This window comes from Sorangium sp. So ce367 (genome assembly GCF_051520455.1).
In the GTDB taxonomy this organism is placed as follows: Bacteria; Myxococcota_A; Polyangia; order Polyangiales; family Polyangiaceae; genus Sorangium; species Sorangium cellulosum_B.
This window is the reverse complement of the sequence record NZ_CP150334.1, coordinates 2,114,869-2,133,345: the sequence shown is the minus strand read 5'-3', so window position 1 is coordinate 2,133,345 and position 18,477 is coordinate 2,114,869. Positions and strand designations below refer to the sequence as shown.

Here is an 18,477-nt window from a genome sequence, read left to right as displayed (position 1 = left end):
GCGATCTCGCGGGGTCGAGCGGAGCGAACTGCACTGCGAGGCGCGGCCTGGGCCCGGTCGGGGCAGATCGCTGGGCTCGGGCTGCACACCGGCGGGCTCATGCGGGGCGCGCGGGGCGAACAGACGGACTCGTGCTGGCAGGGCAGCGGCTCGAAGGGCGCGTCCGCCGGGGCGCGAAATCCGCGGAGCCCGGATCGGAGAGCGCACGGCCCGCACGGAGCTCATGATCCGCAGCGCGGCCATGCCCCGCGCCGGGCTTCCCACGGCTCCGCGTGGTTTGCGACAGAGCTCCTCCAGGAGGCGTGCAGATGGACTTCGATCTCGTCATCTCGCAGGGAACGATCCTCGATGGCAGCGGCCAGCCTCGCTACGTGGCGGACCTCGGGATCCAGAAGGGCAAGGTCGCCGCGATCGCCGGGCCGGGCGCGCTCGCGGGAGGGCGGACGCTCGACGCCAGCGGGCTCGCCGTCGCGCCCGGCTTCATCGACATCCACTCGCACGTCGACTGGCTCCTCGCGCTGCCCGACCACGAGGATGTCCTCGCGCCGATGGTCGCCCAGGGCATCACGACCGTGGTGGCGGGCAATTGCGGTCATTCCCCTGCCCCGGTCACCGAGGCGTCGATTCCGCTGGTGGAGCACTCCGCGGAGATCCTGAAGGACGGAGCGCTCGCCTACCGGTGGCGCTCGATGGGCGAGCTGCTGGCGGCCCTCGAGGCCGGCGGGCTGCTCGTCAATGCGGCGCTCCTGGTCGGCCACGGCACGCTCCGCCAGGCGGTCATGGGCAACAGCGCCGCTCCCCCGAGCCCGGAGCAGATGGACGCGCTCTGCGCGCTGGCGCGCGCGTCGCTCCGCGAGGGCGCGTTCGGGCTCTCGGCCGGGCTCGCCTACACGCCCGGGGTCTTCGCGCGAAGGCACGAGCTCCTGACGCTGCTCCGGGCGGTGGCCGACGAAGGGGGCGTGTTCACGGTCCACGGCCGGGCCTACACGTGGATATCGCCGTTCTACAGGCCGCTGCTCCTCGGCCCGCCGCACAACCTCCGCTCCGTCCGCGAGCTGCTCGGCCTGGCCGAGGAGAGCGGCGCGAAGATCCAGCTCTCGCACCAGATCTTCATCGGCCGGCGGACGTGGCCCACGGTGCCCTGGGTGCTCCGCGCGATCGAGCGGGCCGTGGACAGAGGGGTCGACGCCGCCTTCGACGCGTTCCCCTACACGGTCGGCAACACCACGGTGAACGCCCTCTTCCCCGCCTGGGTGCTCGACGACTTCCGGGCCCGCATCGGGGACCCGGCCGTCCTCCGCCGGCTCCGGCGGGAGTTCGCGATGTTCCGGCGGCTCCTCGGGCTCTCGTATGCCGACATCCGGCTGCTCTGGGGCGGAGCGCCGGAGCTCGCGGCGCTGGAGGGGCTCGATTTCGAGGCGATCGCGGGGCGCCTCGGCGGGAGCGAGTTCGACGCCTACGTGCATGTCGCCCGCGTGAGCGACGGCAAGGCGCGCGTCCTCCTGAACACGTACTCGGGCGTCGATGCGCACGACGAGCCGCTCCGGGCCGTGCTCTCGCACCCGCTCTGCGCGTTCGAGACCGACGCGATCCTCACCCGGCGCGGCCAGCACAACCCGGCGTCATTTGGCACGTTCCCGCGGGTGCTCGGCCACTACAGCCGCGACGTCGGCCTGTTCCGGCTCGAGGAGGCCGTGCGCCGGATGACCTCGCTGCCCGCCGAGCGGATCGGGCTCCGCGACGTGGGGCGCATCTTGCCCGGGCACTGGGCGGATCTCGTCGTGTTCGATCCGGCCACGGTGGCGGACAACACGACGCCGCGGCGGGCCGACGCGCCGCCGACGGGGATCCGCGCCGTCTTGATCACCGGCGAGGTGGTGGCGCAGGACGGCGCGCTGACGAGCAAGACCCGGCAGGGGCGCCTCCTGCGCAGGTAGGCGGGGCGGCCATACCCTTTGACGCTCAGGGACGTTCGGTTCCGACCGCTTCAACAGGATCGCGCCGGAGCGCGAGATGAGCGATGGCTCCATCGTTCCGCATGTGGGTGCTGTATGCTCGGCCGAGATCAGGCTCGGATCGGTACGGGAGCAGCGGAGCGCATGGAGTCCACGGAGAGAAAGCCGGCAAGTCCAGAAGATTCGGTTCGCCAGATGCTCGTCGAGTTCGCGCGCGCCTTCGAGCGAGGCGACGTGGACGCGTTATGCGACATGTTCGTACGTGACGATGCCCTGATCTTCTACGGCACACACGACAAGCTGCACTTCACGCGCTGGGCCGAGATCGAGGCCTCGTTCCGGCGGCAGAGCGAGATCCTGAAGGACCTCGTGTGCAGGATCACCGGCGATGTCCAGGTGCGTCTGCTGGCGGGGGGAGCGGCCGCCTGCGCCGGGACGGCCGGCTTCGGTATCCACGCCACCATGGGCGGCGTGCGCTTCGACCTGCCCGCGCTCCGACTGACCTGCACGGTGGAGCGCCACGGGGATCACTGGCGGTTCGTGCAGCTCCACCTCTCCGTGTCGGACAGGCCGTTCCTCGACAGCGTGGGCCACGTGCTCGAGAGCGCCTGAGAGCGCCTGAACGCCGCGCCGCCACACCACGCCGGTGCGGCGGCGCGGCCCGCGCCTCACGTGGGGACGTCGCTCGACTCCGCCAGATCCCGGAGCGCCCTCTCGCTCCGGCGCAGCGCCTCCTCGGTCCGCTGGACCTTCAGCGCCTCCTGCTCCAGCTCGCCGCGGAGCACGGTGTTCTGCAGCGACAGCGCGGCCAGGAACTCGAGGAGCGGCAGCCGGCGCAGGATGAACGCGCCGTGGACCAGCCGGTTCTCCAGGTAGAGGAGGCCGCCCACCTCGCCGGGGTTCTTCATGAGCGGCATGCACAGCACCGACTTCGGCCGCTCGCGCACGAGGTACTCGTCCCCGGCGAAGGCGCCGCTCGCCCCGACGTCGCTGAGCACCACCCGCTCCCGCGTCCGCTCGACATAGTTGACGATCGACGCCGGGACGCGGGTCGCGAGCGGCGCCGTGCTCCGCTCGTACACGCGGATGCTGATGCCGTCGCGGTCCACCACGGCCTCGGCGGCGAGCCGCAGGCCGTCCCCGGTGAGCAGGAGACAGCACCGCTCCGCCCCCTCGTGCTCGACGACGAGCCGCATGAGCGACTCCATCATCTCCTTCGGCGTCATGTCGCTCGAGAGCGACCGCGAGACCTTCACCGCGGTCTGCGCGTCGATGGCCTCCGCCGCCATCGTCATGACGCCGCGGCTCGTCGCGCGGCGCTGCTCCTGGTTCAGGACGAGCGCATGCCGCTGCTCGAGCTGCCTCACCTTCTCGCTCGCGCCCCAGCGCGAGTACGACGCCACCGCCTCCCGCAGGTAGAGCCCCGGCAGGCCGCTGTAGCCGCGATCCAGGTAGAACCGGGCGGCGAGCTCGCTCGCGAGCGCCTCCTGGTGGATGAACCGGGACTCGCGGAAGGCCACGATCGCCCTATCGTAGAGCGCCGCGGCCTCGTCGTGCCTGCCGTCGACGCGCGCGCGCTCCGCCGCTACGAGCGCGTGTTTGCCGGCGAAGTTGTCGGGGCAACTCTCGGCCCAGACGCGCAGCTGCTCCTCGTGGCCGGCGAGCGACCGCCGGAGCCTGGCCTGCTCCTCGGCCGGGGCCCCGGAGAAGCGGGCCGCCCGGGCGAGGGCACAGTAATAGTGGCACTCGGCCGCGAACAGCGACCCGCTACCCCCCGCGATGTTGCGCTCCGACGCCTCCGCGGCAAGGGCCGCCCCCTCGTCGTTGCACGCAAGGAGGTGCTGCGCGGTCTTCATGATATAAAAGACGAGCCGCACGCTCGGGAAGCTCTCCTTCTCGAGGCGGGCCTCGAACGCCTGCTCGTCGAAGTCGTCCCCGCTCATCGTGCCGAGGTGGCGCGTGGCGCCCCTCAGCGCCTGGACCAGGCGCAGCATGCTCGTCACGGCGTCCACGGCGAACGTGATCTTCGCCTTCGTCGCGTAGTCGAGCGCGCTCACCGCGACCTTGTACGTCTCCTCGATCGGGTCGCCCCGCACGAGCACGTTCAAGGTGAGCTGGATGTTGCTGAAGCTCCCCCACGTCAGGTTCCCGACCTCGTTCGCGGCCTGGATGCTCGCGAGCTGGCAGGCGATCCCGGTGTCGATGTGGCGCGTCCAGACCGAGATCAGGCAGCCATAGAGGTTGGCCACCTCGGGCTTGTAGACGAGCGCGTTCATCTTCTCGGTCAGCTCGTATCCCACCCTGCCGATCCGGTCGCCGTCCTGGTACGCGTTGAGCCTCACGCACAGCGCCTTGCCGAGGCTCGTGTACCCGATGCCGGTCGACTCCGCGTTGCCGTGGAGCAGGCTGAGCCGGACCATCTGACAGACCAGGAGGTCGTTGAGGTTCGGATCGGTGTAGAACGACGAGGCGTACATCACCGCCATCACGCCCATCGCCGCGACCATCGGCGGCGCCGTCATCCTCGGCTGGCCCAGGATCTCGTCGGCCGTGCGATCGCGCAGCGCGTCGCGCAGCGCCGTGATCTCCGCGGTCACCTCCTCGTCGGCCGGCTGCCTCCGGAGCTTGATGCCGAGCAGCGCGAGGCACTCCAGCCCGACGCCGATGCACGCGTCGTGCTCCGACCGGGCCATGTGGTTCTGCATCAGGACGCGGTAGGCGGCCGCCTTGTCGAGCTGCGTGCGCGCGCGCTCGAGGAGCACCGAGCAGAGGCCGACGGACCGATCGAACTCCCCGTTCACGCTCGCGCTCTCGGCGAGATCGAGGTGCAGCGCGAAGGCGAGCAGATCGTCGGCTCCCGCCCAGTCGTCCTCCCCGATCAGCGCGCAGCCCGCGGCGAAGTAGGCCACCGCGGAGCCGTGGGCGCCGGACGCCCTCGCTTTCCTGCCGGCGCGGAGGTTCAGCTCGGCCGTCCTGCGCCGCTCGCCCGGATCGGTGATGAGGGAGGCGCCGATGTTCAGCTGGTTCGTGATCTCGAACAGCCGGTCCTCCAGCGCCTCCTCCGGCGTCTGGACGAGCAGCAGGCGCCCGATGCGCAGGTGCGTCGAGGTGTGGTTGCCCTCGCGGATGAGCAGGTACGCGGCCTGCTGCACGCGGTCGTGGAGGAACTTGTACGTGCCGCCCCGGCGCGCCACGAGCCCCTCGCGGATGGCCGGGGTGATGGCGGCGTGCGTCGCCTGCGTGGACTCGCCGTACATGGCCGAGAGGACCTCGGCGTCGAAGCGGGCGCCGAGGCAGGCGGCGAGGGAAAGGACCCGCTGCGTCTCGCCGTCGAGCCGCCTGAGGCGAGTCAGCACCAGATCGACGACGTTGTCAGTCAGGTTTTGCGCGGCGATGGCCTCGATGTTCCAGCACCAGACGGCGCTCACGGGGTCGACCCAGACCAGCTTCTGGCGATAGAGCTCCGTCAGGAACTGGCCCACGAAGAACGGGTTGCCGCCCGTCCTCTGGACGAGGAGCCTGGTGAGCTGAGCCCCCTGCTCGTCCTCGCAGCGGAAGGTGTCCATGACGAGCTCGAGGACGTTCTCGTGCGGGAGCGGGTCGAGGCTGAGCGTCGAGACGCGCGCGCCCGTGGCGTGGATCTGCCGGAGCACCTCCATGAGCGGGTGCGACGGGCTCACCTCGTTGTCGCGGTACGCCCCGATCACGAGCAGGTGCCGCTTCTCGGGCACCGCGACGATGTCGCGGATGAGCCTCAAGCTGGCGGGATCCGCCCACTGCAGGTCGTCCACGAACAGCACGAGCGGGTGCCGCTTGCGCGCGACCACGCCGAGGAACGCATGGAACACGCGGACGATGCGGCTGCGCGCCTCGTTCGGCGCGAGCGGCGGCACCGGCGGCTGCTCGCCGAGGATCAGCGAGAGCTGCGGGATGATGTCGGTGATGACCCGCCCCTCCTCGCCGACCGCGTCGCTCAGCCGGTGCTTCCACCCCGCGAGGGACTGCGGGCTCTCCGTCAGGAACTGCCGGACGAGCTCCCCGAACGCCTGGGCGATCGTGCGGTAGGGGATGTCGCGCTGGAGCTGCTCGAACTTCCCGGAGATGAACGCCCCGCGCTCGCGGACGATGGGCGCCTGCACCTCCTTCACGAGCGAGGTCTTCCCGACGCCCGAGTACCCGGCGACGAGCACGAGCTCGGCCGTGCCCGTGGCGACCACACGCTCGAACGCCTCGAGCAGGATCGCGCGCTCGCGCCTCCTGCCGTAGATCTTCGTCGGGAGCTGCAGCCGGTCCGGGATGTCGGCCGTCCCGAGCGGGAACGAGTCGATCATCCCGAGCTCCTCCATCTCGGTATGGCACATGAGGAGATCCGACCAGAGCCCGCGGGCGGTCTGATAACGCTCCTCCGGAGACTTCGCGAGGAGCTTCATGACGATGTCGGAGACGATCCGGGGCACGTCCTGCACCAGCTCCGCGAGCGGCACAGGGGCCCTCGCGATGTGGGCGTGCGCCCACGCGGGCGCGTCGTCCGCGTCGAGCGGCAGCTTGCCGGAGAGCAGCTCGTACAGCGTGACGCCGAGCGAGTAGAGATCGGCGCGCTCGTCGATCGGCCAGTCGACGCGGCCCGTCCGCTCCGGCGCGATGTAGGGCAGCGACTCCGGGTTGATCTTCGCCTCGTCGGAGAGGCCGAGATCGCCGCGCACCACGGCCAGCCCGCCGTCGAGCGACACCTCCCCGCTCTCCGGGTGCACGGAGAGGTTCGCGGGGCGGATGTCCAGGTGAAGGGTGCCTGACTTATGAAATTTCGATAGCGCCGATGCGATCTGCACCGCGTATGCGAGGAACGGACGAAGATCCATGGGAGCCCTGGAGATCGTCGACAGGACGATCCTGAGTTGACGGTACTAGAAGCAAGATCCCTGTCAATCTTTCCTCCGGCCTCGCCGGCCCGACGCCGGCCGCCGGAGCGCCTCGACATCGACCCGCTCCGCGCGGACGTCGATCACGACGCGTCAGGGATCCTCGTCGTGTGGAGCACGAGCGCTCTCCACTCACCGCCCTGGAGCTCCCAGACCGCGGTGAAGGCGATGGTGTTATCGAATTTGACACCACCCTTGATCTCGGCGCGTGAGCGGTAGACTCCGGTCACGATAGCGACGTCTCCGCCGGCGATACGCACGTCGCACTGCCGGAGCTCCTGCGTGTACGTCAACATGCTGTCGACGAGCTTCAGGTACTCGTCCTTACCGCGTTGCACTCCGCTGTAATCGACGTACCTCCAGCCCTCGGCCAGGTGGCGGTCGAGGAAGCCGTAGTCCTTGACGGCCCCCCCCACCGCCTTCGTCCACGCCTTGAGGAGCGCGACGTGCTCGTCTCTCGCCTGCTCCGCGGTGATCTTCGACATTCTCCACCTCCGCCGCGCGCCCTGGCCGTGCTCGGTTCCGCGCGACCGCGCGGGGGCGTCGCCGTCGCCGCTCCACACCCATGCTAGAGAGACCGGCGGCCGGCCGTCAACATCAGCCCTGATGTCCAGCGGCCTCGAGCGCGGCGCGCAGATGATCGGCCATGATCTGCACGTTCGGCGGCAAATTCATGGTGATGTGATTGCCAGGGACCTCGTGGACAGTGAGCTGGCCCTGGATCAAATCGCGCCATCCTTGAGCCGGGTTGCTCACGGTCATCGCGTCGCGCTCGCTCGCCTGGAAGTAGAGCACGTCACCCGGGTAGGGGCGGGGGGCGTAGCGCAGCATCGCCTGCAGGTTGGCGGTGACGATCTTGCGAAACGTGGCGAGCTCCTGGAGCGCCAGCGTCGGGAGCATCCGGGAGACACCCTTCTTGCGCCGGAGCACGTGGAGCAGCTGCTCGTCCGGGGAGAGGTGCCGGATCTCCTCCGCGGGGACGGGGAGGCCCGGATCGCCGCTGATCAGGTAGGCGAGGCGCTCGGGGGTGTCGAGATCCTCGGGGAACACCGCCGTGGGCGCGGGCGTGTCGATCATCATGAGCAGCGCGACGCGCTCGCCCCCGGAGATGAGCTGGTGCGCCATCTCGAAGGCGACGACCCCGCCGAAGGACGAGCCGCCGAGCACGTACGGGCCCTCCGGCTGGATGTGCCGCCGCACCGCCTCGAGGTAACGCGCGGCCATCTCCTCGACGCGGGTGAGCGGCGGCGCCTTGCCCTCGATGCCCTGCGCCTGCAGCCCGTACACGGGCTGCGCCGGGTCCAGGCAGGTGGCGAGATCGTGGTAGAAGTAAACGTGCCCTCCGACCGGGTGCATCAGGAAGAGGGGCCGCCCGGTGCCGGGCTTGATCCGCACGAGCGAGGGGGGCAAGAGGCGCGCGGGAGAGCGCCGCGACATCGAGGTGGATGAGGGCGAGTCGGACTGCGCGATGAGCTCGGCCAGGGCCGCGACGGTCGGCGCGTTGAGCAGGCTGTGGCCGGGGAGATCCATGTTCACGACGTTGCGCAGCCGGGAGATGAGCTGGACGGCGAGCAGCGAGTCGCCGCCGAGCGCGAAGAAGTCGTCGTGCACGCCGATCCGCTCGATGCCGAACAGCTTCTCCCAGGTCTCGGCGACGGCGCGCTCCAGCGGATCGCGCGGCGCCACGTAGGCCGTGCCGAGGTCGGGCCGCGGGTGGACCGACCTCGGGATGCCCTCGGAGTCGGCTTCCCGCGACGCCGGCGCGCTCGAGCTCGGCGCGCTCGAGCTGGCCGAGGCGCGCTGCCTCGCCTGCGCTTCCCGCTTCAGGACGAGGACGTGGGGCGTGGGGCTCGTGAGGATGCGCATCCAGGCGTCGAGCGCCTCGTCGCGCGAGAGACCCTCCTCCGCCGAGGCCGCGCCGCCCTCGCCCGACTCGGCCGCAGGTTCGAGCTCCTTGCCGCGCGAGGCGTCCTGCCGCTGCCACGGGTCCCACTCGATCGCGATCGTGAGCGGGCCGTCCCCGGCCGCCCGCCGCTGCGCGAAGGCGCCGAGGAAGGCGGTCGCGGCGCACTGGCCCGCGAGGCCCGGCCCGCGGGAGCCCGTGGTCCGCGCGGCGCACAGCGCGACGAAATCGGGCCGGAGCCCCCGGAGCGCCTCGTCGAGGACGAGCGCGCCGTCGACCTTCGGCGCGAGGAGCGCCTCGCCCTCCTCGCGCGTCATGCGCTGGAGGGGCACGGCGCGGCGGGCGCCCGCCGCGTGGATCACGCCGTCGATCCGCCCGAAGCGCTGGAGCGCCTCGGCCACCGCGCGCTGCATGTCGTCGAGCCGCGAGACGTCGGCCGTCACGAGGAGCACCTCGGCGCCCAGCCGCTCCATCTCGAGCACCGCGCCGATCTTGCGGCGTAACGCGTCGGAGGCGCCCGCGCCGGCGAGGTCGCCCCAGGCCTCCCGGGGCGGGAGCGCCGTCCGGCCCGTGAGCACGAGCTTCGCGCGCGCGACCTTCGCGAGGTGCTCCGCCATGGCGGAGCCGACGACCCCGAGCCCGCCGGCGATCAGGTAGACGCCGCCCTCCCGCAGGCGCGGCGGCAGGCCCTCGGCGCGGTCCATGCGCGCGGGCTCGAAGATCCGGACCCAGCGCTCCCCGCTCCGGTAGGCGATGACGGGCTCGGTCTGCTCCAGCGTGACCTCGGCGAGGAGCTGGTCGATGAGCCTCGCCTCCTGGAGCGTCCGCGGCTCCGGCAGGTCGATGTCGACGCTGATGCACGAGATGTTCGGGTACGCCCTGGGGATGGCCTCGCACGGGCCGAGCAGCGTGGCCTTCTCGGGGCAGAGCACCGCCGGGTCGGTCACCTTCTGCATGTGGCTCGTCACGACCCCGAGCCGCACGTCGTCGCGGAGCCCCGCGTCGCTGATGCCCTGGGCCAGCGCGACGAGGCTGGCGAACCCGAGCCGCTGGGCGTCCGCGAGGCGGGCGGCGTCGAGCGGCGCGCGCGCGGGCTTCGTCACGCCCCACAGGAACATGATGCGCGAGGGGGAGACGCCCGCGGCGCGGAGCGCGCGGAAGAGGGACGCGTGGTCCTCGCGGCTTGCGGGGGCGACGGTGAACTCGCCCTCGCCCGTCTCGGCGAAGCCCTCGCCCGGCCGCACGGTGATGACCTTGTAGCCGTCCCGGCGGAGCCGCATCTCCATCCGGGCGCCCAGCCCGTAGCTGTCGGCGAAGACGACGCAGCACTGGGCCCTCGGCGGCCGGGCCGACGCCTTCATCGACCCCGACAGCACCGAGCGCTTCCAGGCCTGGAGGTGGATCAGGCCGGCCGGCTCCGGCGCGCTGCGCGCCGGCCGGCGCGCGGCGGTCGTGGCGGCGGGCGCGGGCGGGTCGATCCAGTACCGCTTCCGCTCGAACGGGTAGGTCGGCAGGGACACGCGCCGGCGGGGCTCGTGGGTGTAGAAGCCCGACCAGTCGAGGCGGACGCCGGAGAGCCAGAGCTGGCCCAGCGTCTCCAGCAGGAACCCGATGTCGGACTGGCGGTGGTGGACGTGCCGGATCGACGAGAGCATCACCCGGCGGGCGCCCCGCGCGGGGTGATGTTTGGCCAGAGTCGCGAGCACCCGGCCCGGGCCGACCTCGAGCAGGGCGCGGGTCGGATCGGCGAGCACCTCGCCGAGCCCCGCCATGAAGCGCACCGGCTCGCGCACGTGCCTCGCCCAGTACGCGGGGTCCTGCGCGTCGGCCGCGGACAGCCAGGTGCCGGTGACGTTCGACGCGATCGGGATCTTCGGGGCGCTCGGGCGCGCGCGGGCCACGATCGCGGTGAACGCGGCGAGCATCGGCTCCATCATCCGGGAGTGGAACGCGTGCGAGGTCTGGAGTCGGGTGCACTCCAGCTCGCGCTCGGCGAAGAGCCGGTCGGAGAGCGCCTCGATCGCGTCCTCGGGCCCGGCCACGACGCAGGCGGACGGCCCGTTGACGGCCGCGAGCGAGAGCGCGCCGCCGCCCTCGTCGAGCAGCTGCTGCACCTCGGCCTCGGGCAGCGGGACCGCGAGCATCGCGCCCGGCGGCATCTCCTGCATCAGCTTGCCCCGCCGGGCGACGATCCGGAGCGCGTCCTCCAGCGAGAAGACGCCCGCGAGGCAGGCCGCGACGTACTCGCCGAGGCTGTGGCCGATCATCGCCGCGGGCCGGATGCCCCACTCCATCCAGAGCGTGGCCAGCGCGTACTCGATCACGAAAAGCGCGGGCTGGGCGAAGCGCGTCTGCTTGAGCATCTCCGCCGCCGCCGCCTCCCGGCCCGGGGGCGGGTAGATCACCTCGCGGAGATCGAGCCCGAGCTCCGGCTGGAGCATGGCCGCGCAGAGATCGACGCCGGCGCAGAACGTGGGCTCCAGCTCGTACAGCTCGCGCGCCATGCCGGTGTACTGCGTGCCCTGCCCCGGGAACATGAAGACGACCGGGCGGTCGACGGCCTCCTCGACGTGCGCGAGGACCCGCCGCTCCCCGAGCGTCGACAGGAGGCTCACCGCCTCCTCCGCGTCGTTGCAGACGAGCATGCGCCGGTGCGGGAACGTCTTGCGGCCGACCTGGAGCGTGAACGTGACGTCGGGCAGGCTGACGTCCGGGTGCGCCTTGAGATACCCGACGAGGTTCTCGGTGATCGTGTCGAGCGCGGTCCTCGTGCGGGCGGAGAGCAGGAGGAGCTGCCAGGACCGCCCGCCGGGCGCCGCCGCCGCGTGGGGCGCCTCCTCGAGGATGGCGTGGGCGTTGGTGCCGCCGATGCCGAACGAGCTCACGCCGGCGCGGCGGGGCCCGTCGCCGGGATCCCAGTCCGCGAGCGCCGCGTTGACGTAGAAGGGGCTGTTCGCGAAGTCGATCTCGGGGTTCGGCGTGTTGAAGTGCAAGGTGGGCGGGAGCTGCCGGTGGCGGAGCGCCTGGACGACCTTGAGCAGGCCGGTGATGCCGGACGCGACGTCGAGGTGTCCGACGTTCGGCTTGGCCGAGCCGAGCGCGCACCAGCCCTTGCGCTGGCTGCGGGAGCGGGCGTGGAACGCCCTGGTCAGGGCCGCGACCTCGATGGGATCCCCGAGGCGCGTGCCCGTGCCGTGGGCCTCCACGTACGAGATCGTCTCCGGATCCGTGTTCGCCATCGCCAGCGCCTGCGCGATGGCCTGCACCTGCCCCTCCACGCCCGGCGCGGTGAACCCGATCTTGGCCGATCCGTCGTTGTTGACGGCCGAGCCCCGGATCACCGCCTCGATGTGATCGCCGCTGTCGAGGGCGTCCTCGAGCCTGCGCAGCACGACAACGCCCGCGCCGTTCCCGGCGACCGTCCCCTGCGCCTCGGCGTCGAATGTGCGGCAGCGCCCGTCGGGCGAGAGGATCATGCCGTGCCGGTAGAGGTAACCCGACCGCGTGGGGACGTTGATCGCCACGCCGCCGGCCAGCGCGATGTCGCACTGGTACGTGAGCAGCGCCTGACAGGCCATGTGGACGGCGACGAGCGAGGTCGAACAGGCGCTCTGCACCGCGACGCTCGGCCCCCGGAGGTTCAGCTTGTAGGACGTCCGCGTGGCCAGGAAGTCCTTGTCGTTGGCGATGTACATCTGGTAGTCCATCGCCTTCCTGAGCTCGTGATTCGGGTAAAGGTTGCTCAGGAAATACGTGTCGTGGCCGCTCGCGCCCGCGTAGACGCCGATGGTGCCTTTGAACGCCTCGGGGTTGTAGCCGGCGTGCTCCAGCGCCTCCCAGACGCACTCCAGGAAGAAGCGGTGCTGGGGGTCCAGGATCTCGGCCTCTCTCGGGGTCATCCCGAAGAAGGCGGCGTCGAACCACTCCACGTCTTCGAGCACGGCCCGCGCGCGGACGTAGCTCGGGTCCGAGGCCACCTCCGGGGGCACGCCCGCCGCGGCGAGGTCCTGATCCGAGAGCGCGACGATCGACTCGACTCCATCGCGCAGGTTCTGCCAGAAGGCGTCGACGCTCCTCGCGCCCGGGAAGCGGCCCGCCATCCCGATGATCGCGATCTGGTCCTCGGGGACGGGTTGATCAAGCGGATCCATTCTGTCTGCTCTTGGCTGCTTGCTTCTTTCGTTTCAGGATCTCTCGCTGCTTCAGCGCCCGCGCGTCGGCCGCCGAGAGCTCGCTCCCACGGCCGCTGCTGCTCGCGAGGAACGCGGCGAGGTCGGTGACCGTCGGGCGCGCGAAGATGTCGACGAGGGAGAGATCGCTCCCGAACGACTCCCGGACGCGCTCGTGGAGGCGTACCAGGAGCAACGAGTGGCCGCCCAGATCGAAGAAGTTATCGTGCACGCTCACGCGCTCGATGCCGAGGACGTCCTGCCATATCGCGATGAGCCGCTCCTCGAGCGAGCTCCGCGGCGCCACCATCGGCGCGCTCTCGGGGCGGAGCTCGCCGGGGGCCGGCAGGGCGCGGCGGTCCACCTCGCCGTTGCCCGCGAGGGGCAGCGCGTCGAGCAGCACGATGGCCGAAGGGTGCATGTAATCGGGCAGCCGCCGCTGCGCGTGATCGCGGATCGTGCGCTCGAGCCCGCCCGTCGGATCCGCCGTGAATGGGCGCGCGCGGGCCCCGGCTTGCCTGGGCGGCGCCGCGGCCCTGCTGCCGTGAGGGACGACGTACGCCACGAGGCGCCGGTCGCCCGAGCGCGCCGGCTGCGCCACCACGACCGCCTCGCGCACGCCCGGGTGCTCCCCGAGGACCACCTCGATCTCGCCGAGCTCGATCTGGTAACCGCGGACCTTGACCTGCTGATCCATGCGGCCGAGGAACTCGAGCTGCCCATCTGGCATCAGGCGGACGCGATCGCCGGTACGGTACAGCCGCCCTTCCGGCCCGCCGCCGATGGGATCGGGGATGAACCGCTCCGCGGTCAGCTCCGGCAGATCGAGGTAGCCGCGCGCGAGGCCCTCTCCGCCGATGCACAGCTCCCCGGGGACGCCGGCCGGGACCTCGTTGAGCTCCTGGTCGAGCACGTGCACCCTCGTCCCGGAGATCGGGCGCCCGATGGGCACCGCGTGGCCGACCGGGCGTTCCACCGTGGCGCAGCAGGCGAACGTCGCGGCCTCCGTGGGTCCGTAGCCGCTGATCATCCGGCACCCCGGGAGCTCGGCGAGGACCCGATTGACGTGCTGCGGGGACAGGACATCCCCCCCGGCGACGATCTGGCGCAGGCCGCGCAGCGCCGTGATCCGCTCGTCCACGAGGAGGTGGAAGACGCCGGCGGTGAGCCACACCGTGGTCACCCCGTGCTGGCGGATAACGCGATCCAGGTCGTCGAGCGACGCGGGCACGGGGGGCATGACGACCAGCCGTCCTCCGTTGAGGAGCGCGCCCCAGATCTCGAACTGCGATGTGTCGAACGAGATCGACGCGAGCTGCAGGAAGACCTCGTCCGGCGCGAAGCTCGCGTAGGTCGTGCCCTTGACGAGCCGGGCCACGCCCCGGTGGGGCACGGCCACGCCCTTGGGCCGGCCGGTGGAGCCCGACGTGTACATGACGTAGGCGAGCTGGTCCGGCGTCGCCGGCGCCGACGGGTTGTCGTCGCGCGCCCGGCCGATCTCCTCGCGGTCCGCGTCCAGGCAGAGGACGCGCGCGCGGCACCCCGGCAGCGCCTCGCCGACGCGGGCCTGGGTCAGCATCACGCGGGCGCGAGCCTGCTCCATCATGAACGCGAGGCGATCGGTGGGGTAGGTCGGATCCAGGGGCACGAAGGCGAGGCCCGCCTTCAGCACGCCGAGGAGCGCGACGAGCATCTCGATCGACCGGTACATGCACACGGCCACGCGGTCTTCGGGCGCGAGGGCTTCGGGCGCGAGGGCTTCGGGCGCGAGGGCCCCCTCGTCGGGGCAGGGCGCGGCCCCGGACCCCGGCGCCTCGCGGACGCGGAGGCCGAGCAGGGTGTGCGCGAGCTGGTTGGCCCGCCGGTTCAGCTCGCGGTAGGTGAGCGACGTGACGTTCCCCGCGCCGTCGTCGAAGACGACCGCGACGGCCTCGGGAGAACGCTCGACCTGGGCCTCGAAGAGGCGGTGAATGCACACGTCCGACCCGGGGCCGGCCGGGGCGGTGCCCCACGCGCGGAGCGCGCTCCGCTCCTCGGGCGTGAGGAGCGGGAGCGCCGAGAGGGGCAGGTCGACGTCGCGCGACGCGCCCTCGAGCAGGGTCTCGTAGTGGCCCGCCATCCGCTCGATGGTGCGCGCGTCGAACAGCGCGGCGCTGTACTCGATGCGCCCGATGATGCCGTCCTCGCGCTCGTCGAGCTCCAGCGTGAGATCGAACTTGGACGCGCCCGTGTCCACGTCGAGCTGACCCAGGGTCCAGCCCGGATCGATCGCCGGCACGGGCGGCTCCAGGATGAAGGCGACCTGGAACAGCGGGTTCTGGCCGGGGACCCGCTTCGACTGGAGCGCCTGCACGACGCTGGCGAACGGCACGTCCTGGTGCGAGAGCGCGGCCTGGCTCACCGCCCGCACGCGCCCGAGCAGCTGCCGGAACGTGGGGTCTCCGCGCAGGTCGGTGCGCAGCACGAGCGTGTTCAGGAAGAAGCCGAGGAGGTCCTCGGTCTCCGGCGGATGGCGGCACGACGCGGACGTGCCCACGACGATCTCGTCCTGCCGCGCGTACCGGCAGAGCATCGCCTTGAAGGCCGAGAGCAGGACCACGAAGAGCGTGACGCCCTGCTCCCGGGCCAGCGCCTTCAGCCGGAGGGTGAGCTCCCTGGACAGGGCGACGCAGTGGCGCGCCCCCGCGAGGTTCGGGGCGGCCGGACGTGGCCTGTCGGTCGGCAGCTCCAGGGTGGGGAGGTCGGCGAGCTGCCGTCTCCAGTAGTCGAGCTGCGGCTGGTGGGCGCCGCTCAGCTGCTGTTCCCGCTGCCAGACCGCGTAATCGGCGTAGTGGATCGCGCGCTCGGGCAGCGGCGACGGCCTGCCCGCGGCGAACGCCTGGTAGAGCGCGTGGAGCTCCCTCGGGAGCACATCGAAGATGGAGACTCCATCCATCAGGATGTGGTGCACCACGACGAACAGCACGTGTTCGGCCTCGTCGAGCCGGACCAGCGTGGCCCGGAGCAGCGGGCCGCGGGCGAGATCGAACGGGCGCCGGGCCTCGTCGGTGGCGAGCGCGACGGCGCGCTCCCACCGCGTTTCGGCCGACAGCGCCGGCAGCGCCGTCAGGTCGACGACGGGCAGGTCGAGCGGCGCCGGGGGCTGGATCTGCTGCACGGGCTCGCCGCGGACGACGGCGACGACGCTCCGGAGCATCTCGTGGCGCCTGAGGAGCTCGTCGAGCGCGCGCCCCAGGGCCGGGACGTCGAGGGGCCCGCGGAGGCGCAGGGAGAACGGCTCGTTGTAGAACAGCGCGCCCGGGTGGAGCGCGGCATGGAGCCAGATCTGCCGCTGCCCGTGCGAGAGGGGGATGGGCCGGTCCCGCGGCGCAGGCGGGATGGCCGCGGCGGCCGGGCGCTGCTTCGGCCGGGGGAGCGACGCCACGAGGTCGGCCAGCGCGGCGACCGTGGGGGCGTCGCACAGGCTCTGCAGGGAGAGATCGACGCCGAGCGCGCGGCGCAGGCGGGACAGCACCCGCGCGGCGAGCAGCGAGTGCGCCCCGAGGTCGAAGACGTCGTCGTGGACGCCGATGCGCTCGATCCCGAGCGCATCGGCCCACGCCGCGGCGATCGCCGCCTCGATCTGGTTGCGCGGCGCGAGGGGCTCGCCGTCGCCGCGATCGGGCCGGGCGGCGTCCGGCGGCGGCAGGGCCGCGCGGTCCACCTTCCCGCTGGGGCCGAGCGGCAGCGCGTCGAGCAGCACGAACGTCGACGGGATCATGACCTCGGGGAGGCTCTCGCGGAGGAAGCTGCGCAGCGCGGGCACGACGGCCCGGGGGGCGGCCGGGGGCGCGTCCGGCGCGTCCGGGCGCGCGACGACGTAGGCGACGAGGCGGCCCTCGCTGGCGACGGCCACCGCCGCGCGGACGGCGGGGTGGCGCCCAAGCGCGGCCTCGACCTCGCCGAGCTCGACGCGGTGGCCGCGGATCTTCACCTGCTGGTCGACGCGCCCGAGGAAGGCGAGATCGCCGCCGGGCAGGCGGCGCACCACGTCGCCCGTCCGGTAGAGCCGGGCCTCCGGGAGGGCGCTGAACGGATCGGGGACGAACCGGGCCGCCGTGAGCTCGGGCTGACCCAGGTAACCCCGGGCCAGGCCGGGCCCGCCGAGGTAGAGCTCGCCGGACTCGCCGTCCGGGACCGGACGCATGGCGGCGTCGAGCACGAAGCAGCGCGTGTTCCTGATCGGTCGGCCGATGGAGAGCGGCTCGCCGGGGTCCCGATCCGGGTCGAGCCCGTCGGCCATCGTGGCGCATACGGTGGACTCGGTGGGACCGTAGGCGTTGATGAACGTGCGCCCCTCTGCCCAGCGCGCGGCGAGGTCGGCCGGGCAGGATTCGCCGGCGACGATGAGGGTCCGGAGCGCGGGCAGCGAGCGCTCGGCGCCTTCGGGGAAGGCGGCGAGCGCGGAGGGGGGGAAGGTCGCGATCGCCACCTCCTCCGCGCGCATCCGATCGAGGAGCGCGCGCCCGGGGATCATCTCGAACTTCGTCCCCATCACCAGGGTGCCTCCCCGGGCGAGCGTCATCGCGATCTCCCAGACCGACGCATCGAAGCTGAGGGACGCGAACTGGAGCACGCGGCAGCCCGGCGCCACGTCGAATCGCTCGGCCAGCGCGCGGGCGAGGTTGGTGAGGCCCCGGTGGACGAGCTGGGCGCCCTTGGGCCTGCCCGTCGAGCCCGACGTGTAGATGACGTAGGCGAGGTCGTCGGGACCCGTGGTGTCCGGCGGGTCCTCGTCGCTGAAGCCCGCGGTCACGCCGCGATCGCCGTCGAGGAGGACCACGCGCGCCGCGTGGCGCGGCAGCGACGGGAGCAGCCGCGCCTGGGTGAGCAGGACGGGCGCCTTGGCGTCCTCGAGCATGAAGGCGACCCTCTCCCGCGGGTACGAGGGGTCGACGGGGACATAGGCGCCGCCGGCCTTGAGCACCGCGAGCAGCCCGACGAGCGCCTCCAGGGAGCGTTCGGCGCAGAGCGCGACGAGGACGTCGCGGCCGACGCCCAGGCTCCTCAGGTGATGCGCGAGCTGGTTCGCGCGGCGATTCAGCTCCTGATAGGTGAGCCGGTCAGGGCCGAAGGATGCGGCCACGACGCCGGGCGTGCGCCCGGCCTGGAGCTCGAACGAGCGGTGAATGCTGGCGTCCTCGGAGCTGAAGTCGTGATAGCTCATGTCGTGTGTGGTGGTAGGAGTCTCTTCAGGGGCAGAACATCAGCCGCCGTGTGCGAGCCCGAGCAGCGACGCGAGGGCGTCACGCATCTCGTTCAGAACCGTCCCAGGAGCACCGGAGTGAGCTCCAGGGCGGCAGCCGGTGACACGGGCGCGCCCCCGACGTTTCAGGGGCGCGGTCGGCACGGATACCATGCTGCATCACGCTGGTACTCACGCTTCGATGGGCGAGTCCATCGACGCCGTGGCAGGGTGACGGTCCACAATTCAAGGCTATTCGCAGCGCAGCCGATTACACACAACCGCGGAATGAAGGTCAAGCGGGACG

6 protein-coding genes are annotated in these 18,477 nt (G+C 72.0%); 2 read left to right on the top strand and 4 right to left on the bottom strand.

The window, feature by feature from the left end:
• The first annotated feature begins 308 nt into the window (after nt 1–308).
• Both WME97_RS08185 and WME97_RS08180 read left to right on the top strand, forming a co-directional pair.
• A complete protein-coding gene (locus WME97_RS08185; protein WP_437550896.1) occupies nt 309–1,937 on the top strand; it encodes an N-acyl-D-amino-acid deacylase family protein in 1,629 nt (542 codons plus the stop codon).
• Between the two features lie 213 nt (nt 1,938–2,150).
• The gene (locus tag WME97_RS08180) at nt 2,151–2,567 is read left to right on the top strand and encodes a nuclear transport factor 2 family protein (RefSeq protein ID WP_061614382.1); all 417 of its coding nucleotides are present in this window, start codon (nt 2,151–2,153) and stop codon (nt 2,565–2,567) included.
• Between the two features lie 56 nt (nt 2,568–2,623).
• On the opposite strand, the gene WME97_RS08175 is transcribed toward WME97_RS08180, so the two are convergent.
• The 4 genes from WME97_RS08175 to WME97_RS08160 form a co-directional block, all read right to left on the bottom strand.
• The gene (locus tag WME97_RS08175; protein WP_437550894.1) at nt 2,624–6,814 is read right to left on the bottom strand and encodes an ATP-binding protein; all 4,191 of its coding nucleotides are present in this window, start codon (nt 6,812–6,814) and stop codon (nt 2,624–2,626) included.
• A gap of 143 nt (nt 6,815–6,957) precedes the next feature.
• Nucleotides 6,958–7,359 (bottom strand): nuclear transport factor 2 family protein, encoded by a 402-nt coding sequence (locus WME97_RS08170; protein WP_437520054.1) that lies wholly within the window; start codon nt 7,357–7,359, stop codon nt 6,958–6,960.
• A gap of 112 nt (nt 7,360–7,471) precedes the next feature.
• Entirely contained in the window at nt 7,472–12,928 is a 5,457-nt protein-coding gene (locus WME97_RS08165; protein WP_437550892.1) for an SDR family NAD(P)-dependent oxidoreductase, read from the bottom strand.
• Nucleotides 12,915–18,152: an amino acid adenylation domain-containing protein gene (locus tag WME97_RS08160; protein WP_437550890.1), complete on the bottom strand. Its 5,238-nt coding sequence runs from the start codon at nt 18,150–18,152 to the stop codon at nt 12,915–12,917. The genes WME97_RS08165 and WME97_RS08160 overlap by 14 nt, the downstream gene beginning before the upstream one ends.
• Nucleotides 18,153–18,477 lie beyond the last annotated feature (325 nt).

Bases quoted from the DNA above. Each gene is read 5' to 3' on its own strand.
- WME97_RS08185 (WP_437550896.1), top strand. From the start codon at position 309: ATGGACTTCGATCTCGTCATCTCGCAGGGAACGATCCTCGATGGCAGC.
- WME97_RS08180 (WP_061614382.1), top strand. From the start codon at position 2,151: ATGCTCGTCGAGTTCGCGCGCGCCTTCGAGCGAGGCGACGTGGACGCG.
- WME97_RS08175 (WP_437550894.1), bottom strand. From the start codon at position 6,814: ATGGATCTTCGTCCGTTCCTCGCATACGCGGTGCAGATCGCATCGGCG.
- WME97_RS08170 (WP_437520054.1), bottom strand. From the start codon at position 7,359: ATGTCGAAGATCACCGCGGAGCAGGCGAGAGACGAGCACGTCGCGCTC.
- WME97_RS08165 (WP_437550892.1), bottom strand. From the start codon at position 12,928: ATGGATCCGCTTGATCAACCCGTCCCCGAGGACCAGATCGCGATCATC.
- WME97_RS08160 (WP_437550890.1), bottom strand. From the start codon at position 18,152: ATGAGCTATCACGACTTCAGCTCCGAGGACGCCAGCATTCACCGCTCG.